Source organism: Desulforegulaceae bacterium, assembly GCA_034006035.1.
In the GTDB taxonomy this organism is placed as follows: domain Bacteria; phylum Desulfobacterota; class Desulfobacteria; order Desulfobacterales; family JACKCP01; genus JACKCP01.
In genome coordinates, this window is sequence record JAVETN010000005.1 from 1 (window position 1) to 25,483 (window position 25,483).

At 34.1% G+C, this 25,483-nt stretch carries 24 protein-coding genes and 2 tRNA genes; 4 read left to right on the plus strand and 22 right to left on the minus strand.

Annotated features, from left to right (window positions below; translation table 11 throughout):
* Positions 1-302: 302 nt before the first annotated feature.
* From RBR53_05230 to mnmG, 17 genes are all read right to left on the minus strand, one after another.
* The gene (locus RBR53_05230; GenBank protein MDY0132055.1) at positions 303-1,157 is read right to left on the minus strand and encodes a class I SAM-dependent methyltransferase; all 855 of its coding nucleotides are present in this window, start codon (positions 1,155-1,157) and stop codon (positions 303-305) included.
* 1,430 nt (positions 1,158-2,587) lie between these two features.
* Positions 2,588-3,229 (minus strand): cytochrome b/b6 domain-containing protein, encoded by a 642-nt coding sequence (locus RBR53_05235; protein MDY0132056.1) that lies wholly within the window; start codon positions 3,227-3,229, stop codon positions 2,588-2,590.
* A 3-nt stretch (positions 3,230-3,232) separates the two neighbouring features.
* The gene (locus RBR53_05240) at positions 3,233-4,519 is read right to left on the minus strand and encodes a tetrathionate reductase family octaheme c-type cytochrome (GenBank protein ID MDY0132057.1); all 1,287 of its coding nucleotides are present in this window, start codon (positions 4,517-4,519) and stop codon (positions 3,233-3,235) included.
* Positions 4,520-4,819, minus strand: coding sequence for a hypothetical protein (locus RBR53_05245; GenBank protein MDY0132058.1), 300 nt, complete (start codon positions 4,817-4,819; stop codon positions 4,520-4,522). It abuts the gene before it with no gap.
* A 605-nt stretch (positions 4,820-5,424) separates the two neighbouring features.
* Positions 5,425-6,315, minus strand: a complete 891-nt coding sequence (locus tag RBR53_05250) for a radical SAM protein (protein MDY0132059.1) — start codon at positions 6,313-6,315, stop codon at positions 5,425-5,427.
* 41 nt (positions 6,316-6,356) lie between these two features.
* Positions 6,357-7,214: a phospholipase A gene (locus tag RBR53_05255; GenBank protein MDY0132060.1), complete on the minus strand. Its 858-nt coding sequence runs from the start codon at positions 7,212-7,214 to the stop codon at positions 6,357-6,359.
* Positions 7,215-7,706: 492 nt separating this feature from the next.
* Positions 7,707-7,793, minus strand: a tRNA-Leu gene (locus RBR53_05260).
* Positions 7,794-7,888: 95 nt separating this feature from the next.
* Positions 7,889-8,536, minus strand: coding sequence for an L-threonylcarbamoyladenylate synthase (locus tag RBR53_05265; GenBank protein MDY0132061.1), 648 nt, complete (start codon positions 8,534-8,536; stop codon positions 7,889-7,891).
* Positions 8,505-10,268 (minus strand): phosphoribosylamine--glycine ligase, encoded by a 1,764-nt coding sequence (gene purD / locus RBR53_05270; GenBank protein ID MDY0132062.1) that lies wholly within the window; start codon positions 10,266-10,268, stop codon positions 8,505-8,507. Before purD ends, RBR53_05265 begins: the two co-directional genes overlap by 32 nt.
* 24 nt (positions 10,269-10,292) lie before the next feature.
* Complete coding sequence (locus RBR53_05275) at positions 10,293-11,222, minus strand: D-alanine--D-alanine ligase (protein MDY0132063.1); 930 nt, start codon at positions 11,220-11,222, stop codon at positions 10,293-10,295.
* Positions 11,209-11,826 carry a hypothetical protein gene (locus tag RBR53_05280; GenBank protein ID MDY0132064.1) on the minus strand — a complete coding sequence of 206 codons (618 nt, stop codon included), beginning with the start codon at positions 11,824-11,826 and terminating at the stop codon, positions 11,209-11,211. Before RBR53_05280 ends, RBR53_05275 begins: the two co-directional genes overlap by 14 nt.
* A 5-nt stretch (positions 11,827-11,831) precedes the next feature.
* Entirely contained in the window at positions 11,832-12,206 is a 375-nt protein-coding gene (locus RBR53_05285) for a DUF1992 domain-containing protein (protein ID MDY0132065.1), read from the minus strand.
* A gap of 202 nt (positions 12,207-12,408) precedes the next feature.
* Positions 12,409-12,485: transfer RNA gene (locus RBR53_05290), tRNA-Met, on the minus strand.
* A 114-nt stretch (positions 12,486-12,599) separates the two neighbouring features.
* A complete protein-coding gene (locus RBR53_05295) occupies positions 12,600-14,990 on the minus strand; it encodes a DUF3426 domain-containing protein (protein ID MDY0132066.1) in 2,391 nt (796 codons plus the stop codon).
* Between the two features lie 12 nt (positions 14,991-15,002).
* Entirely contained in the window at positions 15,003-15,521 is a 519-nt protein-coding gene (hpt, locus tag RBR53_05300) for a hypoxanthine phosphoribosyltransferase (GenBank protein ID MDY0132067.1), read from the minus strand.
* Positions 15,522-15,829: 308 nt separating this feature from the next.
* Positions 15,830-16,747, minus strand: a complete 918-nt coding sequence (locus RBR53_05305; protein ID MDY0132068.1) for a DnaJ C-terminal domain-containing protein — start codon at positions 16,745-16,747, stop codon at positions 15,830-15,832.
* 245 nt (positions 16,748-16,992) lie between these two features.
* A complete protein-coding gene (mnmG, locus tag RBR53_05310; GenBank protein ID MDY0132069.1) occupies positions 16,993-18,882 on the minus strand; it encodes a tRNA uridine-5-carboxymethylaminomethyl(34) synthesis enzyme MnmG in 1,890 nt (629 codons plus the stop codon).
* Between the two features lie 103 nt (positions 18,883-18,985).
* Between mnmG and RBR53_05315 the strand changes: the two genes are divergently transcribed.
* Complete coding sequence (locus RBR53_05315; GenBank protein MDY0132070.1) at positions 18,986-19,915, plus strand: TIGR01212 family radical SAM protein; 930 nt, start codon at positions 18,986-18,988, stop codon at positions 19,913-19,915.
* 162 nt (positions 19,916-20,077) lie between these two features.
* Here RBR53_05315 and RBR53_05320 read toward each other — a convergent pair whose 3' ends face one another.
* From RBR53_05320 to RBR53_05340, 5 genes are all read right to left on the minus strand, one after another.
* On the minus strand, positions 20,078-21,076 hold the full coding sequence (locus RBR53_05320; protein MDY0132071.1) for an OmpA family protein: 999 nt from the start codon (positions 21,074-21,076) through the stop codon (positions 20,078-20,080).
* Entirely contained in the window at positions 21,054-21,563 is a 510-nt protein-coding gene (locus tag RBR53_05325) for a hypothetical protein (GenBank protein MDY0132072.1), read from the minus strand. The genes RBR53_05320 and RBR53_05325 overlap by 23 nt, the downstream gene beginning before the upstream one ends.
* A 339-nt stretch (positions 21,564-21,902) precedes the next feature.
* The gene (locus tag RBR53_05330; GenBank protein ID MDY0132073.1) at positions 21,903-22,331 is read right to left on the minus strand and encodes a DUF2752 domain-containing protein; all 429 of its coding nucleotides are present in this window, start codon (positions 22,329-22,331) and stop codon (positions 21,903-21,905) included.
* Positions 22,309-22,887 carry a hypothetical protein gene (locus RBR53_05335; GenBank protein ID MDY0132074.1) on the minus strand — a complete coding sequence of 193 codons (579 nt, stop codon included), beginning with the start codon at positions 22,885-22,887 and terminating at the stop codon, positions 22,309-22,311. The genes RBR53_05330 and RBR53_05335 overlap by 23 nt, the downstream gene beginning before the upstream one ends.
* Positions 22,888-23,148: 261 nt before the next feature.
* On the minus strand, positions 23,149-23,826 hold the full coding sequence (locus tag RBR53_05340) for a response regulator transcription factor (GenBank protein ID MDY0132075.1): 678 nt from the start codon (positions 23,824-23,826) through the stop codon (positions 23,149-23,151).
* A 416-nt stretch (positions 23,827-24,242) separates the two neighbouring features.
* Here RBR53_05340 and RBR53_05345 point away from each other — a divergent pair, with 416 nt between their 5' ends.
* The 3 genes from RBR53_05345 (at position 24,243) to ispF (ending at position 25,450) form a co-directional block, all read left to right on the plus strand.
* Positions 24,243-24,521, plus strand: a complete 279-nt coding sequence (locus RBR53_05345) for a hypothetical protein (GenBank protein MDY0132076.1) — start codon at positions 24,243-24,245, stop codon at positions 24,519-24,521.
* Positions 24,522-24,593: 72 nt separating this feature from the next.
* Positions 24,594-24,971, plus strand: coding sequence for a fluoride efflux transporter CrcB (gene crcB / locus RBR53_05350; GenBank protein ID MDY0132077.1), 378 nt, complete (start codon positions 24,594-24,596; stop codon positions 24,969-24,971).
* Entirely contained in the window at positions 24,968-25,450 is a 483-nt protein-coding gene (gene ispF / locus RBR53_05355) for a 2-C-methyl-D-erythritol 2,4-cyclodiphosphate synthase (protein ID MDY0132078.1), read from the plus strand. The genes crcB and ispF overlap by 4 nt, the downstream gene beginning before the upstream one ends.
* Positions 25,451-25,483 lie beyond the last annotated feature (33 nt).

Here is a 25,483-nt window from a genome sequence, read left to right on the forward strand (position 1 = left end):
CGCAACAAATTATATTTTACTGAATTTATACGATAAATTAAACAAATAAAAACATTTATCAAGGTTAAAGATTTAACCCCGTTTTCTGCACAGGCTTGCCCCGGGATGCAGGGTTTGTTTAGCCAGACAATGGCCGTGTCTTTTTTGGACTCGTTCCCAAGCTCTGGCTTGGGAATGTAAGTGCTTGAAAGAAAAGAGTTTATTTGAATAGGTTCATAAGGCGAGCTAATTAACCATCAGGCTTTTTTTATCTGGGACACGGGTTCCCAAGCAAGGCGCTTGGGAACCAGCAGAAATTTGTTTCATTTTTCTCCGTAAACTATAAAAAGTGGGTCTGAAAACCATAAACTATCTTTGTATCTGTCATTTTTATCATAAAGTCTTGGAAATCCTCTCATGGAAATTGTACCACAATTTTTAAATTTTTTTGTATTGTAAAAATATTCAAGGACAAGCCCCATTTTTTCAAAATCATGGAGTTCATTCCATATTTTTATTTCTTTTCCAGGAAACCACCTGTTTGAAAAGGAAACAATAAAAAGCCCGCCGGGTCTTAAAATTCTGTATACGTCCTTAAATACTTCAAAAGGATTTGAAAGATACTCAACAGACATGGAACAGACTGCATAGTCAAATGAGTTGTCATCAAAGGGAAGTACCGTATTTGTATTGAGATTTTGAACAATTCTTTTGGAAAGAATTTTGTTTTCTTTAAGTTCTTCTATATTCATGCCAAGACCTGTAACTGTAAGATCTTTGTCCATTGGTAGGTGTGAGTAGGTGCTTGACATGAGATCAAGAACATTTTTGCCTGGTAAAATGAGTTTTGAATAAACCGATTCAATGTTTTTTCTGCATAAAAGATCTGTATGGGCGGTAATCCTTGGTTTTTTGTAAAACTCTTCATCAGTTTCTGTCAATGACTTTGAAAAGGCCGAGTGGGTGAAAAAATCAGTTGGTCTATTATTATATCTTGCCTGCATTCCCGGGCCTGTTATTTCTTCAAGAAAATGGCGGCAGCTGGCTCCTGAATCTCTTTCCTTTTTTGTTATATCTTCTATTTTCACCTCGATTTCAGGAAATTTCCCATTCAAGGGGCTGTTCAGGTCGCAGAAGATATTATTATTTTCAATGTCAATGCACCTGAAAGGATGCATATTTACTGCGAAAATATTTGTAATTCCTGAAAGTATTCCTTTTGGATAAAACCTTCCTTTTTGGGGAATAACGGGAAGTTCACCGTGTTTAAGAGGCCTTATGTTTCTTTTTTTTATTTTTAGAATTTTTGATGTTTCATGTTTGAAGTAGTCTTTTAAAAAATATTTATCTGCATTTATTGTTTGTCCTTTTTCAAGGTCAAAGAAAAGCTCCGGCTCATATTCATAGAGAAAGTCTCTGGAGATATTGACTCTTGTTAGTGGGTTATGTCCGTATGAGTTGAAGTAGGGGTTCCCCAGTTTATAGCTACAGATATATCAGCGAAATTATTCGTTGTTTTCATTTTTTTGATTCCACCTTTTTTTTATTAGATAAACCCAACTTGTTTAACATCCTTGCTGAGAAGTCCCCTTCCTGAGTAAACAAAGGTGGGGGATGAATCAGTTCTTTTGTTGACATTCCATCCAGTTCATAATGATAATATTTATCATGAAATACAAACTAAATAAAGGCAGACATTCAGTCTGTTACTTTATCAAAATTCATAAACAGTCTTAAATCTGTTTCTTCAAGATTGATTAGAAAATAATTTCCTGAAGTAAAAAATGAACTATGGGGGAAATGCTTTTAGGCCCGTTCCCAAGCTCTGGCTTGGGAATGTAATAGTTTGAAATAACAGAGTTTATTTGCATAGATTCATAAAGCGAGTTGATTAACCGTCAGGCTCTTTTTATTTGGAATATAGGTTCCCAAGCAAGGAGCTTGGGAACCAGCAGGCTTCGATTACTTTTGAACTTCGTACTGGTGGGCTCGTTCCCAAGCTTCGTAGATTCGTACTTATTCGAGGGGTCGTTCCCAAGCTCTGGCTTGGGAATGTAAGTGTTTGAAATAATATAGTTTATTTCCACAGATTTATAGAGAGAGCTGATTAACCATCAGGCTTTTTTATTTGGACTATAGGTTCCCAAGCAAAGAGCTTGGGAACCAGCAGGCTTCGATTACTTTTGAACTTCGTACTGGTGGGCTCGTTCCCAAGCTTCGTAGATTCGTACTTATTCGAGGGTTCGTTCCCAAGCTCTGGCTTGGGAATGTAAGTGTTTGAAATAATATAGTTTATTCCCACAGATTTATAGAGAGAGCTGATTAACCATCAGGCTTTTTTATTTGGACTATAGGTTCCCAAGTAAGGAGCTTGGGAACCAGTAGGCTTGGAGTTTGATTTAGATTCGTACTTATTTGAGGGCTCGTTCCCAAGCTCTGGCTTGGGAATGTAAGTGCTTGAAAGAAAAGAGTTTATTTGAATAGGTTCATAAGGCAAGCTAATTAACCATCAGGCTCTTTTTATTTGAAACGTAGGTTCCCAAGCAAGGAGCTTGGGAACCAGTAGAAAGCGAGACTGAGCTTGGGAACCATCAAAAAACAAGACCAATTATATCTTTGGTTCCCGGCTTTTAATTTCCCAGGGTTCAACTTCATTTATATTTTCAACTTCTTCCCAACCTGTAAACATTGCTTTTATGTGAGCTGTCCAGGTGTGTCCTGTGGTTGTCATATAAATATGGATGATTAAAAAAAGTACAAAAGCAAAAGCACCTATTGTGTGAAGAGCTCCAAGAACAGCTAAATCGGTAAAAAACAAATCTTTGGGAAGCTCATTGTAATAATAATAAAGAAATCCTGTAATAATTTGATAGGGAATTAAAAGAGAAACTATTACAAGATAGGTGATTCTTTGAAGAGGATTGTGCTTTCTTCTTTTGCTTTTTGGAACAGGGTGGGGATGGCCCTTGAAAATATTAAAAGAATAATAAAGTATTACATCAATCATTTTTTTCATTGTTGGAATATATTGTTTCCATTCCCCTGTAATTATAAGCCAGAAAACAATGAAAATAAATAAAATCAGCCATGTCCAGGCAGCATAATTGTGGATATTAAAGGCGTTTTCAAATCCAAATAAAGTAAATGTGCTGTGGATTTCAAACCCTGTTACAATAAGAAGAATTATCAATCCCCCCTGGAGCCAATGCCAGAATCTTTCAAATCTTGTATAAAGATAAATTTTTTCCATTTTTTAGTCCTTTTTTGAAGATGAAAATATTCTGATTAATCCATGAACAAAAACAACCCCAAGTGATAAAAATATAAGAGCAAATCCGCCTTTATCTATCAGGCCGAACTTGTCCCTTCCAGGCATATAAAACCCAGCCAGTTTTTCCAGTCTTCCATTTGGAGAATGGCATTGTACACAAGTAAGAGAATCTTTGGCCGGTGCAACCATATGGGTTATTTGAAAATGGTATTCTGTATCTATAAATTCATATTCTCCGCTGTATGGAAGATCCATATAATCCATGGCTGTTTGAATAGCATTCCCCCAATGAAAATTTGACCAGTAAGAGGTATTGTTCTTTCCATAAAGATGAACTGCAGCCATTTTGTTGTTTATTTTGTCATAGGGCTGTTTTGCCTTGTGTACTTTAAAAGGATAAATTCTTGATTTTTCGTCATTCATATCGCCCATTACACAATTTAGTTTTATAGGTGAATTTGAAGGATCTATTTCATCTGTTAAAAGAACGTATTCCAGGGAACCATTGTACCAGAAATATTCAGGCTCAACATTTTTTTCCCAGGTAAAATCTCCTTTTTGGGATGAATATTTAATTCTTTGCATTTCTTCATCCATTTCAACATAGGGCTTTCCATCTTTTAGGTCTCCGGCAGTTGACCAGTCCCATTGCATTTTAGTTGGATTTTGTCTTGCAAAAGCAGGAATATGACAGGCCTGACAAGAAACTTTATCAGTATGGTCATTTAATTTTTTTACATTTTTATGGGGTGAGTCAGTGTGGCAGGAAACACAGGAAATTCTTTTTACCATATCTGAATCAAGAACAGATTTTCTATCTGTAAAAGCAGGTGTTTTATAACAGCGGCCTGCAATTTTATGATCAACTGTGGTGTGACATCTTGCACAGGAAAAATCTCCTCCGTCTTTGGACATATGAACATCTAAATCATAGGGAGGATCAATTAATGAACTGTCAAGATCTCCGTGTTTTACTCCGTCTCCTCCGCCTCCGTAAAAATGGCAGGCTCCGCAATTGTGTCTGGTTGGAAGTCCTACACTTTGAGCAGATTTGTTCAAATCAACTTTTTTATAAAGTTCGTCTCCAAAATATTTGTCTTCTAAGGCTGGATAACCTGCATCTGTTGGAAATTTTTTATATTCACGGCTTTGCTCATGACAAACAAGACAATCTACTTTTTGCTCATTTGTGAAATCAAAATTATTATCTTTCCAGCCGTATCCTGAATGACATGAAGTGCAACGAGCCTCGTTGCTTGCTATGTTCATTCAGAAATTGTTCATGGTAATTCCACCTTTTCCCATTTTTCCGGTTTTGTCTGCTCCGCATTCCCAGGACCAGTGAATGGTGTCGTGAATTTGTTTTGATGCGTCGGTATGACAAAAAATGCAAGCACTTGTTACTTCTTCAGGGGTTCCAAATTTTTGCTGAAGAAGGTCAATTTTATTGTGATCTGCTGTGGTCCAGCTTCTGTAATCAGAAGAATTTGCCTCTGTTACTATAAAAGAAGCCGGCAGCAGATAAGCACAAGTCGCCAGTAAAAGATAAACAATAAGTTTTTTTTGCATAAGCTTTTCCCCCTGATAAGTTAGTGTGGTTCATAAAAACAACTTATTTTGACATATTAATAAGGAATCCCTGATTTAGGCAATGGTAATTTTGATAATTGATTGGATTGTGTTTTGATTTTGGTTTTTTTGATGGTTTTAGGATTGGTGGTTGTTTTATATGATTGGATTTTCGAGTTGGGGTTTGGGAATGAGCCCGCAACGAGTCCGAAAAAGCTTGTTGGTCAATTAGTTTGTTTTATGAGTCTGTACAGATAAAGCTTGTTATTTCATGTGTTTACATTCCCAAGCTGGAGCTTGGGAACGAGCCTACAACTAGTCCGAGTCTAAATCAGAGCTTGGGAACGAGCCTACAACTAGTCCGAGTCTAAATCAGAGCTTGGGAACGAGCCTGCAACTAGTCCGAGTCCAAATCAGAGCTTGGGAACGAGCCTGCAACTAGTCCGAGTCCAAATCAGAGCTTGGGAACGAGCCTAAAAAGCATTCTGGTCAATTAGTTTGTTTTATGAGTCTGTACAGATAAAGCTTGTTATTTCATGTGTTTACATTCCCAAGCTGGAGCTTGGGAACGAGCCTGCAACTAGTCCGAGGGGCCGAAAACAAGCTTAAAGTCTGCGCATCCATTCAGGTTTTAGCTCAATGGTTCCTGCTAAAGCATTATCAAGTGTTTGCAAAACTTTTTCCTTGTCCTGGGGAAATCTTGCGTTTATTGACAGATAATTACTGGCATGAACAGACCTGAAAGCACCTCTTGAAAGTTTTGTATGTTTTACAAGTTCTCTTAGCTCAGCAATCATCCCTAGATTATCCGGGATTTTAAATTCTCCTTTTTCAAATGCCTGACCAAGTGGTGTGTTAGGCAAAGGAATAAGGGAAAGTACACTCACGGCTTCGGGATCAATGGCTGTTAAGGCTTTTCCTGTTTCTCTTGCATGGTCAAGGCTTAGTTCAATTTGGCCAAGGCCTAAAAGTACAATTGTAACAAGGCGGATTCCTGATTTTCTAAGTCTTTGGCAATGAAAAACAAGTTCTTCAGGAGTTCCACCTTTTTTAATATCTTCTCTGATCTTGGGATGGCCGGATTCAAGACCTATGAAAACTGCTTTTAAACCCATTTCATAAAGCTTGGCCAAATCTTCATCTGATTTCATGCTGATTGATTTTAAATTTGCATAACAAGTAGTTCTTTTTACCCAGGGCAGCTTTTCTTTGATTTCACCCAAAAGCCAAATCCAATTATCCATGGGCATGATCAGGGCATCTCCGTCCATGATAAAAACCCTGTCCTGACGGGTACAATATTTACTTGCAAAGGCCAAATCGCTTTCAAGATGTTTTCTGTCTTTTATTGAAAACCGCTTATCTTTGTATGCACCGCAAAAAGTGCATTTTGAATGGGAACAACCAAGGGTTGCCTGTAAAAGTATTGAATTGTATTCACTGGGCGGGCGGATGCAATTGCCCACATAATGAAATCCATCGGGAATAGCAGTCATAGTATTTTTAACTCCTGTATTTTTAATTTTTCATATTTATTTTAATAGAACCAGGAAAGGCCCATTCTTAACTCATCACTTCTGTGGTTGTAGTCCAGGATAACCTCGCTGTAACCATGGAAATATTGTAAGTAAAGAGTGGGGTTAAACGTTGTCCAGCGCTGGATCCTATATTGTAATCCAGCCGTGGCATTGCCTTTATTAAAAGGGATTCCGTATTTTCCCGGGCGAAAATTGAATTGAAAATCCAACCCGTCTCCAGATTGATGTTTAAGAATGTTTTTTATCCAAAATCCAAAATCCCACCAGCCAAGATAATCATTAATATCTCTGTTTTCTCTTCCTTGGTAAAGGGTTAAAGGCCAGATATGAGTATACCAGTACAAATTCATCTCAGATATTTTTGTGGTTTGCATAAATCTTACAAACAAACGATCCCATGATCTGGCTTTTGGTCCTGAGGTGCCGTTGGAAAGATGCCAGTATCCAAGATCAGCAGACAAAAACCACTTGTTTTCTTTTACAAAGCGGTAAAAAACTTCAGGTTGATAATTGTTATCATAGGCTGGATTTTGGTCTTCATATATATTCCAGAGTATGAGATTGGTAAAAGATACATAAAGATCTGTCTGGGTAAATAAACGGTATTTAAAACTGTATTGTAATTTAAGGTCATTGCTGCCAACCACAGCGTAATTCATTCTATGCATGGAAAAAGGGCTTTCACGGTAATTTCTAAATACCCTTTCTTCGATTAATTTCTGGCGGTTTATTGAGTTTTCAGTTAATTCTTTACGTTTTTCTACTTTTTCTGTGTTTTCAGTTTTTGCAAGGCCAGGTACTGACAGAAAAGCTAGAATTAATAGAAAAAAACAACTTGATTTATAAATCTTACCCATGGAAAATAATCCTTGAAGCTTAAATTTTATAATAATTTAGATTATAGTAGCTGAGTTAAACCATGATTTCCAGCTGTTTATCAGTATTGATTCATTGCTCATTAGATAAACTAATTAAAGATTGATTTTTGTTGGTTGTAATATCTTCAGATCCAGTTGTTTCAGATAAAGATTTAAACTTTATTGTTTTTAATGGGGACAAAGCCTTGCAAAGCTGGAAGTAAAAAAATCAGCACACAGGCAAGTTTTTGATTTAGAATAGTGGTACAAAATGTCTACAAAATCGTTTTTTTGTTCAGGGGTTTTTTGGAAGTATGTTTTTTTTCTGGCTTAATCTTACCTTTTTTAAAGTCTTATATACTTTTATATTACACCATCTTTTTTAACCCCTTATGGGCTGTTTGGTTTTTATTACACTTACTAATCTAGTACTATTCAAAATATGCTGCTTTTTTAAGTTCTTATAAAACCTTGTAACCTATTGTTTTTACTTGGTACCGAAGGTGAGACTCGAACTCACAAGGGCATATACCCGGCGGATTTTGAATCCGCTGCGTCTACCAGTTCCGCCACTCCGGCATAAGTTGAATTTAAGCAAACTTTAAAAAATCAATATAAAGTCAGCCATAGTTTCAGCTGAAAACTTATTACATGAAAACCAATTGACTTGTCAATCAGATTAAATATTTTTCTAAATCTTTGGTTTTTACTCTTCCTTCCCTTAAAATTTTTATTCCCTTGTCTTTTGATTCAACAATGGTTGAAGGTGTTTTGCTGGTGGTTTTTGTAGATTTTATCAAAAGCTGAGTGTTTTTTATTAATTGGGGATCAAGTTCTTCAAATCTGTCTGTGGCAGGTCTTCCTGAAATATTTGCTGAAGTTCCTGTAATTGGAAATTTGAAAATTTTAAAAAGTTCTTTTAAAAAGGGATGAGCTGGAATTCTTACCCCGATTTTTCCTGTTTTACCTGTTAAAATTTCTGGAATATTTTTTGAAGCATCCATTATAAAAGTAATATCTCCGGGCCAGAAATTTTTCATAATTTCAAAAAATACTGGAGGAATATTTATACAATAATTATTAACTTCTTCAATACTTCCAATAAGAATTAAAAGAGGTTTGTTTAAATCTCTTTTTTTTAGATTGTAAATTTTTTTAACAGCTTCAATATTTTGGATATCAGCTCCGATTCCATAAACTCCTTTGGTTGGAAATACAATCAGCCCGCCATTTTCAAGAATACGGGCTGATTTTTCAGGAGCAGAAGAATTACTTGTGTATTCAATTATTTCAGGCTGAAATTCTTTTTGCTTTTTGTTCAACTTTTTCTGCCATTTCAATTTTGAATAGTTTCATTTTTTCAGCAATTTTTTCATCACCAAGGGCAAGAATCTGTACTGCAAGAACACCGGCATTATAAGCTCCGGGTTTTCCTATGGCAACTGTTGCAACTGGAACTCCAGGAGGCATTTGAACTGTTGAAAGAAGAGAATCAAATCCTTGTAAAGCTGAAGAATCTATGGGAACTCCAATTACAGGAAGGGTGGTTGAGGCTGCCATTACTCCTGCAAGATGGGCTGCATGGCCTGCACCTGCAATAATTACCTTCATTCCCTTGTTTATTGCTGTTGAAGCAAATTTTCCGGCCTTTTCAGGAGTTCTGTGGGCAGAGGCAACAGTGATTTCAAATGGAATATCAAATTTTTTCAATATAGATACTGTTTCCATCATAACTCCAAGATCAGAATCACTTCCCATTACTATTCCAACTAAAGGCTTTAAATTCATCCTGTTCAATGCTTTCATTCCCACATCTTTTCTATAATGGACTTTGTCCCAAGTTATTTTTTCAACTGCTTGATAAGCCTTTTCTATTGCTGAATCAAGGTTGTCACCTATGGAGGTAACTCCAAGAACTCTTCCAGCGTTTGTAAAATAGGAATTGTTTTCCAATTTTGTTCCCCCATGAAATATTTCTATTTCAGGGTCATTATCAAAATTTTCAATTCCTTTTATGAGTTTTCCTTTTTCATATTCCAGGGGATATCCCCCTGAAGCCATTACAACACAAACACTTGGCCTTTCATCGATTTCTATTTCAAATTTATCTAAATCTTTATCAAGGGCAGAAAGAATTATTTCAACAAGGTCTGATTTTATCCTCATCAAAAGAGGCTGGGCTTCAGGATCTCCAAGGCGGGCATTGAATTCAAGAACTTTTATGGAATCTTTGTTTATCATAAGCCCTGCATAAATAAATCCTGTGTAAGGACTGCCTTCTTTTTCCATTGCTTTGATCACAGGTTTTATAACTTTTTCCATGACTTTGTTTTTTATATAAATATCAACAACAGGAGCAGGGGAATAAGCTCCCATTCCTCCGGTGTTTAATCCTTTGTCATTGTCAAAAACTGATTTATGATCCTGGGAAGAGGGAAGGGGGCAAATGTTTTTTCCGTCTGTGATTGCTATAAAAGAAGCTTCTTCACCTTCAAGAAATTCTTCAATAAGAATTTTATTTCCTGCATCCCCGTATTTTTTTTCGTTTAAAATCTCATCTATTGCTTCAAAGGCCTGGTTTTCACTGTTGCAGATAATCACACCTTTTCCTGCTGCAAGTCCGTCTGCTTTTGCAACAAGGGGAATTCCAATTTCTTTTACAAATTCTTTTGCCTGATCAGAATTTGTAAAAGATTTTCCCCTGGCTGTGGGAATTTTGTATTTTTCCATTATATATTTGGAATAGGACTTTGATGTTTCAAGCATGGCAGCTTTTGCTGAAGGACCAAATATTTTAAGTCCGTTTGCTGTGAAAAGGTCGGTAATTCCAAGAGAAAGAGGAAGTTCAGGGCCTACAATTGTTAAATCTATTTTTTCTTTTTTTGCAAAACCAAGAAGTCCTTCAAGGTCGTCAGCCTGAATTGGAACAAGTTCAGCTTCTTTTATTCCAGGATTTCCAGGTGCACAAAATACTTTGGATACAAGACTGCTTTTTGCTATTTTCCAGGATATTGAATGCTCACGGCCTCCGCTTCCAATTATAAGAACTTTCATAATCAACTCCAGTATATTTTAAAATTATTTTTCAAGGGAAAAATTTATTAATTTGTCAATCAATTGGGTAAAGGAAATTCCTGCTGTTCTGGCTGCAAGGGGAAGAAGACTGTTTTTTGTCATTCCCGGAATGGTATTTGTTTCAAGAACATAAAGGTTATTATCTTTTAAAATAAGATCTGTTCTGCTGCATCCTTTGCATTGAAGAATTTTATGAATTTTTATGCAAAGATTTTGAACCTTTTCTGCTGTTTTTTCATCAATTTCAGCAGGGCAGATTTCATCGGTTTCTCCAGCTGTATATTTTGCTTCATAATCAAAAAATTTATGTCCTTGTTTTGGCCTTATTTCTATTATAGGAAGGGCTTTTGGATCATCATTTCCTAAAATCCCACAGGTAAGTTCTGTTCCAGAAATATATTCTTCAGCCATTACAATTTTTGATTCTTTAAGTGCTTTTAAACAAGCATCTTTTAACTCATTTTGATTTCCCACAATTGATAAAGCAATGCTTGAGCCGCCAAGGGCAGGCTTGATTACCACAGGTAAACCAATTTTTTCAATTATTTGATTTTCAAGTTCTTTTGAGTGCTTTTTAAAAACAAGATGATTTGCAATAGGAATTGAGTTTATTTTGTAAAAATCTTTGCATTTTTCTTTGTTCATTGCAAGGGCACTGGAAAGAACTCCTGATGATTGGTAGGGGATATTTAAAAGATCTAAAAATCCTTGAACTTTTCCATCTTCACCGTTTTCTCCATGAAGAATAATCAGAGCTGTATCAATCTTTGAGGCATTTTTTAAAATTTTTTCCAGGTCAAATTTTGAATCAAAACATTCAACTTCATAAAGATTTTTATCTATTGCTTCAAAAACTGCATCTTTTCCCGCAATTGAGACTTCTCTTTCAGATGAGGTGCCTCCGTAAATCAGAGCTACTTTAATTTTGGTCATTTTTTTTACCATTTTTGTTTTTTATTTCAATTTCAGTTTCAATTGTTTCATTAGAAGGTTCAATATCAAAAATATCATCGTCTTCATTATCCAGGAGTTTATTGCCGAAAAGTTCTTTTTTCAAATCTTCATATTCTTCTTTGGATATCATTTGATTTTCATAGAGCCTGCTGATTTCACCAAGGTTTTCAATCCTTGATTTAACCGGGTTTTCCAGCTGAATATATTGATTTTCAGACTTGGCTTGAGCTTGATTATTGTTTGAAGGGGAGTTTCCAACTTTAAAAGAGGCTGCACCTCCAAGAAGTTTTATTTCTATATCTTTTCCAGCAAATTCCGGAAGCAAAAGAATTTCTCTTATTGATTTTTGCTCTTTTTTTAATTTTCTTATAAAATAAAATCCGCTTCCAATCAGAATCATAAATCCTGCTAGAAAAATCCATGTAAGATAATTTACCACTCCCCTGAAAAACAACACCAAAAGACCAAGAACAGCAATAAGTATTAAATGTGATAAAAGTATTGAGTATGCAATAAAAATACTTTTAACTACACCTTCGTTTTTTGTGGTGCCAGAGTTGGTTTTATTTTTTTTAAACGGCATTTGTTTTATCTGCTTTTATTAATAATTTTTGATATTTTGGGAAAATATTTTTCTTTTAACTCGTTTCCCATGGAAAAATTATTCTCCATATTATATTTTTTAATGAGAAGATTGAGTTTGGTCTGGGTTTTTATTATTTCCTTTTCATCGGAAAGTCCTTTTAAAAGGTCTTCAGTTTTTGTTATTTCTTTTTTAAGTTCAATTTCAGGTGGAAGGCAATCTGCATTTTTTAAAATCTTATAAGCCATCCTCAGTTCCGGGCTGACATTTTCATCTTCAAATTTAAAAGGTTTTCCTTTGCCTTCACAATTGTCAAAAAAACCCTTTTTTTGTGCTTCTATTATTTTTTGTTCAGCTATTAGTCTAAATGATTTTAACATAATCCCACTCTTTAATTTGTTTCAACTGCCAGACTGCCATTGATAGCATAATCTGAAAAAAAATTGAATTAAACATTAAAAATTAAATGATTTAAGAGCTTTTGGCAAACTTATAAAGTTTTAATTAATCAGGATGAAAAAAGTTTAGAGGTTTAATATTAAAAAAGCCCCCTGTTTATAAAACAGAGGGCTTGATTTTTTATGGTGGCGATGCAGGGATTTGAACCCCGGACTCTACGGATATGAGCCGTATGCTCTGACCAACTGAGCTACATCGCCTTTGAAAGCACAAGCTAATTAACTTTTAATTTAAAAAAGGTCAAGGACTTTTTTTAAATTAATGGAAATCGACCTGTCTTTTTAATTTGTCAAAACTTCTTAATTTGTTCACATCTATTGGTTTGTGCTTTGTTCTGAGCTAATCACTTCTACTGATACTTCAGCAATATTATCAGGTAAATTTGAAAACACAGCCATAAAAGGTATTGATTTACCTACACTTAGTTTTGAGTTTATATTATTGTCCCCGTTTGGTTTGTTTAGTTCGGCATCAATATCTTCCTGGGTCATATTTTTAAGTTTGATGTCTGACAATTGGTTTCCTGCATAAAATTCTTTTTTTGCAACAATGGTTTTATCCATAGATAAAAGCTCTGACTTTAATTTTATTTTTCCAACAGGATGGGAGTAATTATTTTTTAATTCTCCTGTTAATATCATTAAGTATCCGAGTTTATCCGATTGAACAATCCTTGGCTCATTAACTATTGTACCAATTTTAAGGTTGCCGGGATCAGGAATTGCCGTTGTTTTGTCTGCTTTTTCAATCCAGGGCAGTTTTATTGGAAAATTTTCAAGTAAACTTGTCTGGGTGGCAGCGTAAAACAATCCACCTATTATAATTCCAAGAATGATTAATATATAAATAATAAACTTGAAAATCCCTTCTGATTTTTCCTTTGATTTTTCTTCTGGCTTATCATCTGATTCATCTGAAGCTTTGATGGATTCTTCTTCAAGATCCATGGCAATTGCTGAATCAGAAAGTTGAGGTGAGATTTCTTCTTCTAGTTTTTCAGAGGCATATTTTGTTTCACTGAACTCATCTGCAAAAACTTCCCGGCCCGAATCTTCTTCAAGATCAAAACTTATTTCAACTTCTTCTTCTTCTGTTTCATCAAAATCCAAATCAAATGAAATTTCTTCCAGCTCATCTTTTTTGGGTTCTGAGGAGTCTTCCATTTCCAGCTTTTCCCCATTTGAATCAAGATCCAGGTCAAACATTAAAGAATCTTCATCATCTTCAAGACTAAGCTCCAGGCTTTCTTCATTGTCTGTAAGGCTTTCAAATTCCAGTTCAAGCTCTTCTTCAGTATCTCCAAAATCAAAATCTTCTATTTCAAGCTCAAGTTCTTCTTCATCTGAGGAACTGAAAAGATCTGTATCTTCGGTAAGATCAAGATTAAGGTCTAGATTTAACTCTTCCTGGTCTAGATTGTCTGAAGTTTTTTCAAATTCCTGGTCAAAATCAAGATCAAGGTCAAGCTCTTCTTCTACCTCAAAGGAAAGTTCGTCTTCGTCAAGGTCTGTGTCTTCAACTTCAAAAGAAAGCTCAAGTTCATCTTCAGAAAAAATTTCTTCATCTTCTTCATCTTCTTCTTCTAAGCTATCTTCGTCAAGGTTAAGGGAAAATTCTGGTTCTTCTTCAATCTCTTCTTTAAGTTCTGGTTCTTCTTCAATCTCTTCTTTAAGTTCTGGTTCTTCAGCCAAACTCTCATCTTCAAAAATTAAATTAAATTCATCTTCAATTTCTTCTTCTTCAGACAGGGTAAGTCCAAGGTCAAGTTCTTGAGCTGGGTCTTCTTCTTCATCAAAGTCAATGGAAAGTTCCTCTTCACTTGGTTCTTCTTCATCAAAGTCAATGGAAAGTTCCTCTTTACTTAGCTCTTCTTCACCAAAGTCAAGGCAAAGCTCTAATTCCTCATCAATTGATTCAGTATCTTCTTCAAATTCCAGGTCATCAATATCAAGGGAAAATTTTTCTTCTGGTGAGTCTTCTTCAAGATCTAAAGAAATATTTCTGTCTTCTTCTGTGAATTCTTCCTGATCAAAATCTGAGAGGCTTAAATCACTTAAATCCTCTTCAATTTCTTCTTTTTCAGGAGTTTCTTCCACTGATAAATCAAAATCATCTTCTTTATCATCAGTAAATGTAAAAGGGATATCTTCTTTTTCATCATCGGGTTTGGAATCAGGCTCAGAGGTTGTTTTGTCCAAATCTTCAGAAAAATCGCCAATTTCAGTATCAAAATCAAGAGAAAAATCGTTTTGCCCGGGAACACTTATTTCGTCATTGTCTTTTTCGATTTCTTCAATATCTATGAAGTCTTCGCCAAAGTCTTTTTTGTCTGAAATTTCTTCTTGGTCATCAGAAAGAAAATCATCATCAAAAATAAGGTCACTGCTTTCATCAGAAAGCGAAAAATCAAGTTCATCCTCAGGGGTTTCAAACTCTTCATTGCCAAATTTAAAGTCCCCATGCTCTTCTAACAAAGAATCTGATTCTTTATCTGAATCCTTAAACTCGTCTGAGCCGGGTTCATCTTCCCCAAAAAAATCATCTTCAAATTTTTCTTCCTCTTTTTCCTCCCCAGGAAGAATGTCAGGGAAAACCTTAAAGATATTACCGCATTCTGAACATTTGACCTTTGTACCTGTGGTCTTGATTTTGCCAGCCGGAAGCTTGTATCTGGTCTGACAGGCTTCGCAGGTTACAATCCTCATAAGCCTCTCCGATTAAGTTTTAATATGATAAATTGCAGGCAGGTTTCTGTACTTTTCGGCATAATCTATTCCATAGCCTACAATGAAACCTTCCTCTATTCTGTGACATGAATAATCAACTTCAACAGATAATTCTCTTCTCTCATATTTGTCCAGGAGAGCACATACTTTTATTTCTGCAGCTCCTGAATCTTTGAGATGTTTTTTGAGATACCCCAGTGTAAGTCCTGTATCTATTAAGTCTTCAACAAGAAGAACATGTTTACCTTTAATATTGAGATTGATATCTTTAGTAATTTTGATTTCCCCTGAAGATTTGTCGTCAGATCCATAGCTTGATGCTCCTATAAAATCAATTTCGCAGGGAATGGATAGTTTTCTAACAAGATCAGCCATGAATATAAAAGAGCCTTTTAAAATTCCTATTAATACAAGATCTTTATTTAAATAGTCTTTTGAAATTTTTTTAGCCACTAAAGAAACTTTTTTTTCAATTTCTTTTTCGCTTAAAACGAGAACCAGTTCAGGCATAATAACTCAAATCCAACTCTTTTTTATTGATTTGAAATTTACTTGCAGTTAAAAGGTTTAGATTTATAAATCAATATGATAACTAGGCATAAACAATGTTAATGTCAATCTTAAACCTTAGATTTTAACTATTTTACACTATTCAATCATATTTTCAAGCAGAGCTTTTCATAGAGATTGTTTTTATTTTAATAAAGTTTTTCTTAGATTTGAATGATTTTTAATTTCAAGGGGATTATTGAATGTAAATGCCTGAAATTATATCCAGGCATTTTTATTTTGACATGAAAAGTTTAATTTGGGTTTGATTAAATTCCGGTTTCAGCAAGCTGGTTTATAAGCTTTTTTTGTTTTTCTGTAAGTTTTGCTGGAAGATTAACATTTAGCTGAACAAAAAGATCTCCTTTTTTGGACTGACCCATAAAAGGAATTCCTTTAGCCGGTATCCTAAATCTTGATCTGTGTTTTGTACATGGAGGAACTTTTAAATTGATTTTTGAGCCATCAGGAGTGGTAATCTCAATTGAAGAGCCCAAAAGTGAGTCTGAAAGACTTATTTCTTCATTTACAATTACATCATTTCCATTTGCACTGAATTTATTGTCTGAAACAATTTGTGATTTAATATAAAGATCTCCTGGCTGCCCTCCATATTGGCTGCTGCCGCCTTTCCCTCTAAGTCTGATTTTTTTTCCAGTTACAAATCCTTTGGGGATTTTTACAGATAATTGTTCAGGTGTTCCGCTTCTGTTTAAGCTTATTGTTTTTTGGGTACCGTTTACAGCTTCGTAAACAGAAACCTGAATCTCGGTTTCAAGATCCTGGCCTTTAACATTTCTTCTAACTCTGTTTTGACCTGAAGAAGAAAAACCTCCACCAAAAAGATCGTTTAAATTAAAGCTGGAGTGAAATCCTCTTCCCTGGCTGCTTCCAAATCCAAATTCTTTGAAAATATTACCAAAATCAAAGTTTCTAAATATATCTTCGCTGGAGTATTGCTGACTAAAGGCATCAGCTCCATAAGTGTCATATTGTTTTCTTTTTTCTTCATCACTTAAAACAGCATAAGCTTCGCTGACCTTTTTAAACTTTTCTTCAGCTTCTTTATCGTTTTTTGTTTTATCCGGGTGATATTTTAGTGCAAGTTTTCTATAGGCTTTTTTAATTTCATCTTTTGTTGCACTTTTATCCACCCCAAGTTCGTTGTAATAATCAAGTCCGCTCATATAAACCTCATAATTATAAAATATAAAAATTATATTTAGCTTAGTAAATCTTTGGCATATTTTTTTTGAATTTATCTAACCACTAATTTATCTTACAAACTAATGATTTATTTTAATCTTTCAAGGTAAAGTCCTTTCCTTGAGTTAAAATTTTTTGGAAACTGGTTTAACATTAGCCATGGTTTAAAGGGCAGGGTGTAAAAGTTTAAGAAACACTAGATACAATAAAATTTTGGTTTAATTTTTTAGTTTTCAGAATTGATTTTATTGCCTTTAAAACTTTTGGTTGCAACCATTAAAATTGAAATAGCCGCTGGTGTAATTCCTTCAATCCTTGATGCCTGACCAAGATTAACAGGCATTACCTTTATAAGTTTTTCTTTTATTTCACTGGTAAGGGTATTGAGGTTTTCAAAACTAAATCCTTTTGGAATTTTAATTTTTTCAAGGTTTTTGAATTTTTCAATTTCAGCAATTTGCCTTTGAATATAGCCTTCATATTTAATTTCAATTTCAACCTGCTTTTGGCAAATTTTATGGACAGGATTTTCCAATGGAGAAAGGTTTAATACAGCATCATATCCAAGTTCTGCCCTTTTAATAAGCTTATCAAGATGGATACCTGTTTCAATGGTTGAAGAGTTTTTGGATTCAAGCCAGGTGTTTACTTCAGGCAATGGCTTGATCACTGTATTTCTGACTCTTTTAATTTCATCTTCAATTATTTTTTCTTTTTCAATTAGATCATTTACAAAGTCTTTAGAAACAAGTCCTAAGCTGTGGCCGATTTTTGCCAGACGAAAATTTGCATTGTCTTCCCTTAAAATAAGCCTGTATTCAGCTCTTGAAGTAAAAATTCTATAAGGTTCGCTGGTTCCTTTGGTTACAAGATCATCTACCATCACACCCATATAACCCTGGGATCTGTCTAAAATAAAAGGCTCTTTTTTCATTAGTTTAAGGGCTGCATTTATTCCAGCCCACATTCCCTGGGCTGCAGCTTCTTCATATCCTGAAGTTCCGTTTATTTGGCCTGCCATGAAAAGACCGTCTATTTTTTTTGTTTCAAGGGTTGGCTTAAGCTGTCTTGGTTCTATGACTGAATATTCAATTGCATATCCAGGTCTGACAATCTTTGCTTCTTCAAGGCCCTTAACTGCTCTTACAAAGGGAATTTGAATTTCAAGGGGAAGGGAATTTCCAAGTCCGCTTGCATAAATTTCGTCTGTGTCCAGCCCTTCAGGTTCAAGAATTATATGATGTTTGTCCCTGTGGGGAAATTTTACAGCTTTATCTTCAAATGAAGGGCAATATCTGGCAGAAACTCCTGTAATTGCACCGCTGTACAAAGAAGATTTGCTTATATTATTTAAAACAATTTCTATGTTTTTTTCATTGGTGTATCCAAGATAACTGGGAAGATATTTAAGAGAAGATACCCTGGTATTTGAAAAGGAAAAAGGTTTTGGTTCAATATCAGCTAAGTGCTCCTGAAATTTTGAAAAATCTATGGAAGATTTTTTTAATCTTGGAGGAGTTCCGGTTTTCATTTTAAACATGTTTAAACCATTTTTTTCAAGACAATCCAAAAGAGAGTATGAGCCAAATTCTCCGGCACGTCCTGCTTTTATCCTGCTTTTTCCAATATGAACCAGCCCCCCAAGAAAAGTTCCAGCACAAATTATTGCAGAATCTGTTTTATAATAAAAACCTGTTTCATCAATTACTCCTTTAACCTTTGAGTCCTCAATTAGAATTTCTTCTATATGGGCTTGTTTTAAATCAAGGTTTTTTGTTTCTTCAATAACTTTTTTCATTTCAATATGATAGCGGTTTTTATCGTTTTGTGTTCTTGAAGAGTGAACAGCAGGACCTTTTTTTGTATTTAAGGTTTTATACTGAATTGCAGTTTTGTCAGTTATTTTGGCCATTTCTCCGCCAAGAGCGTCAATTTCTTTTACAAGCTGACCTTTTCCTGTACCTCCAATAGAAGGACTGCAGGGCATTGAAGCAACCTTGTCCAGATCAATGGCAAATAATACTGTTTTTATACCCATTCTTGCTGCTGCAAGTGCTGCTTCGCATCCTGCATGCCCAGCTCCTATAACAGCTAAATCATAAGATAAATATGTCATTTTATTTCTTGTTTCCGATTTTTTTAATTTACAATTATTAAAGCGAAGTATTACATATCACAAGTTTTTAAAATTTGTGAATAGATAAAAACAAGGATTTATTTTGGATACAAAGATTAAAAGATATAAAGATCTTAATAGCTTTTTAAGAGAATATTTCAATGAAAGAGTACAAAAAGTAAGTGTAGATGCTGGATTTACCTGTCCAAACAGGGATGGAAGTATTTCCTATGGAGGATGTACTTTTTGCAATCCTAAAGGTTCGGGAACAGGGGCATTTGCAAGGGGAATTTCTATAAAATCCCAACTTGAATCAGGAAAAAAACGCCTTGGAAAAAGATATAAGGCAAAAAAATTTCTGGCTTATTTTCAAGCATTCACAAATACTTACGGCACAAAAGAAGAACTTAAAAAAATTTATGATGAAGCACTTTCCGTGGAAGGAGTCTGCGGTCTTAGCATAGGTACAAGACCTGATTGCATTGATAAAGAAAAAATCAGGATTTTTGAAGAATATGCACAAAAAGGTTATTTAATTTGGATGGAATACGGGCTTCAATCCATTCATGATCAAACCCTTAAAAGGATAAACAGAGGCCATGATTTCAACTCATTTGAAAAAGCAGTGGAATTAACAAAAAACAGGGGAATTTATATTTGTGCCCATGTTATTTTAGGGCTTCCAGGTGAAACCCGTGAAGATATGATTGAAACAGCAAAAAAAATTTCTGAAATGAAAGTGGACGGGGTAAAACTTCACCTATTATATGTGGTAAAAGGTACTTCCATGGAAACGGAGTTTGAAAATAAAACTTTAAGATGCCTTACCCAAAAGAAATATGTTGAAGTTGCAGCTGATTTTATTGAACATATATCCAAAAATATAACAATCCACAGGGTAACAGGAGATCCTCATATAGATGAACTTGTTGCTCCTTTTTGGTCATTAAGAAAAGATGAAACTCTTACAATGATAAATAAAGAACTTGAAAAACGGGGTAGTTTTCAGGGCAGTAAATCTGAGTTTGATTGATAATTTAACTGGCAAATATATTATTGCCCTTTTAATTGCTCCCGGCTTAAAAGTCCGGGAGCAATTAAGCTTAAATAAAGTTTTGTTTTTTACTGATGGATATCAGCTTTGTTTTATTAAGTCTGGTTTGTTAAAATTCCTTCCTTCAGGTGGAGGAGGATCTTAATCATTGATAATATTTACTTCTATTCGCCTGTTTTTAATTCTTCCTTCTTTGCTTTTATTACTTGCTACAGGTTTTGTATCCCCATAACCTTTGATTGTGATTCTATCTGCTTCAATCTGTCCAACGTTGGTAATAAACTTTGCAACTTTTTTTGCACGTTCATCTGAAAGCCTTAAGTTCAGGTCAGCAGAACCTACGGCATCTGTATGTCCGTCGATTTGGAATTGGGCATTTGGGAATTGTTTAATTGAACTTAAGATTTTATTTAATAAACCAAAGTTAGAAGATTCAATTTCTGATTTCCCTGTAGGAAAATAAAAACCATGGGCAGAAATTAAAATATTATCTCCTTTACGGAACACCTGGGCTTCATTTTTATCGAATAGAGACTGGACAAAGGCAAATCTTTGTTTTAGTTCCTTTTCAAGTCTATCTTTTTTTGCCTGACTTTTTTGTTGTTCAGAGGTTTCTATTTTATATTTCTTTTGAATTTCACTTAGCTGATTATTTAAGTTTTCAACTTCGTTTTTATTGCTAGTTTTCAAGGTTAAAATATATTCCTCCTGTTTATTTTTAATAAGCTGAAGGTTGATTATTTTATCCTTTATATTATTAACCAAAAGGTTATTTGATTGCTGAAAATTGAGAGTGTCACCAAAGGGGCCATTAATTATTTCCAGCTGTTTCCAATACCATAAAACTATGTCTTCATTTGAGAAATCACGTCTTTTAAATGTTTTAACAATAGTTGAAATTTGTTCTGCATTTCCAGCTTGTACTGCTGCAGTTTCAGCATGGCGGTTGGCTTGTTCTGTTCTTGTTGAATCTGCCTCAACAATTGACAATGCAATCCCCAGTTCTTTTTGAGCATTCTTATAAGATTTGGGAGCGTATTTATCTGCTTCTGCTTGTTTGGCCTCTTTAAAGGACACTTTTGCTAATTCTATTATTCCTTTTTCCAGGGAGTTTCTTTCAAGGGTTAGAGTATTTCTCAATAAGTTTTGGCTGATTTTGTTTGGCTTTTTCAACTTCTCCAATTTCAATGTATGAAGCTATTTCCCGGAACATTTTTTCTGAACTTTCAAAGTCTTCTTTATACAATTCAGGTGCTCCTGCTTTAACAGCTCTTGTGCGGTATTCTCTGAGTTCCCAAAGTTCTTTTTTAACATTTTTTGCATCTTTTTGAGCCTGATTAATAATTGTAAGCCCTTGTTTTGAGGTGCTAAATGCTTTTTCATTTTTTCCAGTTTGAGCTAACTCGATGGATTGTTTGAGTAAAGCATCGGCTTTTAAAAAACCTTTAGGAGCGTAGTTATTTACCTCATTTTCTTTGGCTGTGTTGATTATTTTATTGAGCTGACTGATTAAATCATTCTGATTTAACACATCTGACTGGCTTTGCTTTTGCATGGAGGCACAACCCATGAGCTGGAAGGCTACGATCATACAAAAAGCAACTTTTCCAATTGTTTTTTTTAACATTGTCTTCTCCTTTAGAAGTAAATTTTTTTCTGAATTATCATTTTGTTAATTTAATCTTATTTTGTTTAAAAAGCAAGGTGAAGTTTTAATGTCTATGACAAAGAATGTTTTTATGGTTGGATTTTAGCTTTTGATATTTTAAAGGGGATTGAGTGGGTTTTATCTCTGAAGATGCAAGTTCAACTGATTGTCTGTTTAAAAGTTTTCCAAGATTTTGTTTATAATCATTTTGTTTATCAGTGTTTTTAATGGACAAGAGAGTCAGCCAGGGTTGATTTGGCTGATTATAGATTTTTTTATTTTAATTCATTGTTTTTAATTCTGAATATTTACTAAATTTTAATAAGAAAAATTAAAAAAAATAACTTTTGAAAGATTAATAATCCAGCTGATTGAAATTATAATTAAGATTAATTTAAAAGAATTGTACTCAAGGAGTTTTTTAATAAATTTGTTTTTTTTATTCAATAATAGGTAAATCCATCCAAAAACAAGATAAACAAAAAGATAGATAAAAAGAAAAAGTCCTCCGGAATTTATAAGAGCGGCATTTTTGAAGTTAAGATTTGCCGCACTTACAAAAGCCCGTGTCATTCCGCATAAAGGACATGGAAACCCTGTAATTTCCTTGAATTGGCATTTTAAAATAAAGCTTGTGCCTATAGTTTTATTTCCCAGTGGATAAATAAAAGAAATAAAAAAAATTATTGAAAGGAAAATTAACCAGGGCAAAAGAAACCCTTTTTTATTTTCCAAGTCTGTCTTCATAAACAGAGGCCATAGCAGCTACTCCTATTGGAAAGGTAAGAAAAACTCCAACACCGCAAAGAATTGTTCCTGCAAAACTTATAACTGAAACAATGAGGAAAAAAAGAATATGATTTACCAATTCTTTCATTGCTTCATTTTTACTTATTTTAATAGCATTGCTTATTGTTTCTTTTCTCAGGGCAACAAGAGGGATTAAATAAAAAAGAATACCTCCAACTATAAAGGCCGGAATTATACAAAACAAGCTTGCTATTCCAACACAAAGGGAAAAAACAATTCCTGCTGCAAGATTTGGAATAAAGTCATTGAACCCTGCAAATGCATCTCCAATCTCAATAGTTTCGCCTTTTTTTAATTTATTTACCATAGCATAGATACCAGCGTACCAATGTCCTACTAAAACACCCATGGTCAGCATATTAATTAACATAAGAATTAAGTTGCCTATAAGAAAAGGGACAGGATTTTCTTTTACCATTGTAAACCCGTCTTTAATATAAAAACCAAAGTTAAAATTGTTTGCTGGAATTTGAGAAGCTGGATCCTGATTCATATTCTATCTCCTGTTGATTTGAGTGGATGAAAGGTTACTTAAAATTACCATTGATTCACTTTTCAAGTCAAACAATCAAAAAGTATAAGTTGAAAAATACTGGAGATATCCAGCGATAATTTTTTTAGATTAAGAGGTAGATTATCAAAATTTGGGGGATAATTTCAGGTGATGAAAAAAAACTTGATTTTTGTATAAACAAAATTTTATAAATTTTGAATTGAAAGAAAATAAACAAATGATTTTATTTAAAAAACTTTGCTATTCTTTCCATAAATCAAGATCAATAAGTCCAAGTCTTGCAGCGTATTTAACAAGCTCCATGGTTGAGCGAAGACCTAGTTTTTTCATTATGTTTGCCCTGTGATTTTCAACTGTTTTAGGGCTGATACACAGTTGATCTGCAATTTCTTTTGGAGTTGTTCCTTCAGCAAGAAGTCTCATCACTTCCTGTTCTCTTGGAGTAAGTTTTCCATAGTCATCATCAGTTATTTTTGCCTGCTTTACAGGAAAGTGCATAAGATTTTCTACAACCTGATGGGATACTGAAGAGTCTAGAAAATAATCATCTGAAAGTACTGTTTCTATTCCCTGAATCAGCCGGTCAGAAGCTGAGTCTTTTGCAATATAGCCTTTTGCCCCGGCTTGAAATGCTTCAGAAATATAGTCAATTTTAATATGCATGCTTACAATTAAAATTTTCATTTCAGGGTAAGATTCAAGAATTTCCTTTGTAAGATTAATTCCGTTTTTATCGGGCAGAGAAATATCAATAATTGCAAGATCCGGTTTGATTTTTTTAATCATTTTCATTCCGTTTTTTGCATTCCCGGCTTCTCCGGCAACTTCGATTCCTTTATGGGATTCCACTATGGACTTAAGTCCTTCCCTAAACAAAGGATGATCATCAATTATGAGTATTTTTTTCTTTTCTTTCAAATAACTGACTCCGCTTGGGTTGAATTTGTTTTTTCTGGTTTCAGTAATTTATGCTTAACCAGATTTTACTTAACCTAAAATCTACTTAGCACAAGAAGGAATTATTTCAACCTGAATTGGAATTTATACCTCTAGTAAAAGGTGTGAAACCTTGAATTTAGGTAAAAATTTAACCTGTCAGTTTGTAAATATTTAAGTTTTTGGGATTTTTTACTGTTCTTTTAATTAAAAGTCTAAGTTTAAACCCAGGCAATTTAAGTCTTAACTATCAATTAAATTTAGATAAATTGAAAAAGCATATCTGATAATTATTAAGTCGGGAACAGTTCCCAGTGAAATAAAGTATTTTACCTATGGACAATTGATTATTAATTTTACTAATAAGTATTATAATTTTCAATTTAAGGAGAAAAGATATGCGTGAAACTGTTTCTATGAATTCTGCTGATTTATGTGCTACTCTTTTTTTCAGACTGGTTGACAAGGGGTTTACTTCAAATCAGGTGGAAAGACTGGTAAAGGACACCTACCATATTGTTAAAGACGGAGGTTTTTTTACTCTGGAATCAATCAATGAAACTCTTATTGCCCTTGGGTGGGATACCAATGCAATGGATACCTATAGTCTGAATCTTCTTTTAAACCTTATCAAGAAAGCTTTTAATATTGAGGTTGTTTCCCACAGCATAAATTAGCAATAATAGATTGCTCTTTACAACCTGGCTTCCTTAATAATATAAGTTTTCGGAAATTACTCCGGAGATCTTATGGTTAAATTATTGTTTATAGGAGCAGGCGGTTTTTTTGGTTCGATCCTGAGATATCTTGTTTCAGTATTAATTTTAGAGTTATTTCCACGTCCTTTTATTCCCCTTGGAACACTTTTGGTAAATATAATTGGAAGTTTTTTAATGGGAATTACCAATGGTTATATTAATTACCATTCAATGATTCCTGAAAACTTAAAATATCTTCTTCTTATTGGCTTTCTAGGTGCTTTTACAACATACTCAACATTTTCAATTGAAGCACTTTTTCTTTTCAAGGATAATAATTTTATTATCCTGTTTTTATATATTTTTATTCATCTTTTATTTGGAATAGGTTCTGCAGCAGCAGGGTTTTATTTGATGAGGTTTTTATGATTGATCTAAGAACTGGAATAGGGTTTGATGTTCACAGGTTTGAAGAAAACAGAAAACTTATAATAGGCGGGGTTGAAATACCTTATAAGCTTGGACTTAAAGGCCATTCTGATGCAGATGTTCTTTTACATGCCCTTACAGACGCAATTTTAGGAGCAGCAGGACTTGGAGATATAGGAGATCATTTTCCAGATAATGATCAGCAGTTTAAAAACATAGACAGTTCTATTCTTTTAAAAAAATCATACAAATTGGTAAAAGAGTCAGGATTTTTAATTTCCAATGCTGATCTTATTATAATTGCTGAAAAACCTAAACTTTCACCATTTAAGAATCAGATAAAATTAAATATTGCAAAATTTTTAAATCTTGATTCTTCAAGAATAAATGTTTCTGCCACCACCACTGAAAAACTTGGATTTACAGGAAGAAAAGAGGGGATTGCCTCCCTTTGCACTGTGCTTTTGATAAAAAAATGATTTTCCTGCCTGGTTATTACACCTTGAAAATAA

What these genes read in the sequence shown, in the direction of transcription:
- RBR53_05230 (MDY0132055.1), bottom strand. Translation starts at nt 1,157, where the DNA reads ATGCATCCTTTCAGGTGCATTGACATTGAAAATAATAATATCTTCTGC.
- RBR53_05235 (MDY0132056.1), bottom strand. Translation starts at nt 3,229, where the DNA reads ATGGAAAAAATTTATCTTTATACAAGATTTGAAAGATTCTGGCATTGG.
- RBR53_05240 (MDY0132057.1), bottom strand. Translation starts at nt 4,519, where the DNA reads ATGAACATAGCAAGCAACGAGGCTCGTTGCACTTCATGTCATTCAGGA.
- RBR53_05245 (MDY0132058.1), bottom strand. Translation starts at nt 4,819, where the DNA reads ATGCAAAAAAAACTTATTGTTTATCTTTTACTGGCGACTTGTGCTTAT.
- RBR53_05250 (MDY0132059.1), bottom strand. Translation starts at nt 6,315, where the DNA reads ATGACTGCTATTCCCGATGGATTTCATTATGTGGGCAATTGCATCCGC.
- RBR53_05255 (MDY0132060.1), bottom strand. Translation starts at nt 7,214, where the DNA reads ATGGGTAAGATTTATAAATCAAGTTGTTTTTTTCTATTAATTCTAGCT.
- purD (MDY0132062.1), bottom strand. Translation starts at nt 10,268, where the DNA reads ATGAAAGTTCTTATAATTGGAAGCGGAGGCCGTGAGCATTCAATATCC.
- RBR53_05275 (MDY0132063.1), bottom strand. Translation starts at nt 11,222, where the DNA reads ATGACCAAAATTAAAGTAGCTCTGATTTACGGAGGCACCTCATCTGAA.
- RBR53_05280 (MDY0132064.1), bottom strand. Translation starts at nt 11,826, where the DNA reads ATGCCGTTTAAAAAAAATAAAACCAACTCTGGCACCACAAAAAACGAA.
- RBR53_05285 (MDY0132065.1), bottom strand. Translation starts at nt 12,206, where the DNA reads ATGTTAAAATCATTTAGACTAATAGCTGAACAAAAAATAATAGAAGCA.
- RBR53_05295 (MDY0132066.1), bottom strand. Translation starts at nt 14,990, where the DNA reads ATGAGGATTGTAACCTGCGAAGCCTGTCAGACCAGATACAAGCTTCCG.
- hpt (MDY0132067.1), bottom strand. Translation starts at nt 15,521, where the DNA reads ATGCCTGAACTGGTTCTCGTTTTAAGCGAAAAAGAAATTGAAAAAAAA.
- RBR53_05305 (MDY0132068.1), bottom strand. Translation starts at nt 16,747, where the DNA reads ATGAGCGGACTTGATTATTACAACGAACTTGGGGTGGATAAAAGTGCA.
- mnmG (MDY0132069.1), bottom strand. Translation starts at nt 18,882, where the DNA reads ATGACATATTTATCTTATGATTTAGCTGTTATAGGAGCTGGGCATGCA.
- RBR53_05325 (MDY0132072.1), bottom strand. Translation starts at nt 21,563, where the DNA reads ATGTTAAAAAAAACAATTGGAAAAGTTGCTTTTTGTATGATCGTAGCC.
- RBR53_05330 (MDY0132073.1), bottom strand. Translation starts at nt 22,331, where the DNA reads ATGAAGACAGACTTGGAAAATAAAAAAGGGTTTCTTTTGCCCTGGTTA.
- RBR53_05335 (MDY0132074.1), bottom strand. Translation starts at nt 22,887, where the DNA reads ATGAATCAGGATCCAGCTTCTCAAATTCCAGCAAACAATTTTAACTTT.
- RBR53_05345 (MDY0132076.1), top strand. Translation starts at nt 24,243, where the DNA reads ATGCGTGAAACTGTTTCTATGAATTCTGCTGATTTATGTGCTACTCTT.
- crcB (MDY0132077.1), top strand. Translation starts at nt 24,594, where the DNA reads ATGGTTAAATTATTGTTTATAGGAGCAGGCGGTTTTTTTGGTTCGATC.
- ispF (MDY0132078.1), top strand. Translation starts at nt 24,968, where the DNA reads ATGATTGATCTAAGAACTGGAATAGGGTTTGATGTTCACAGGTTTGAA.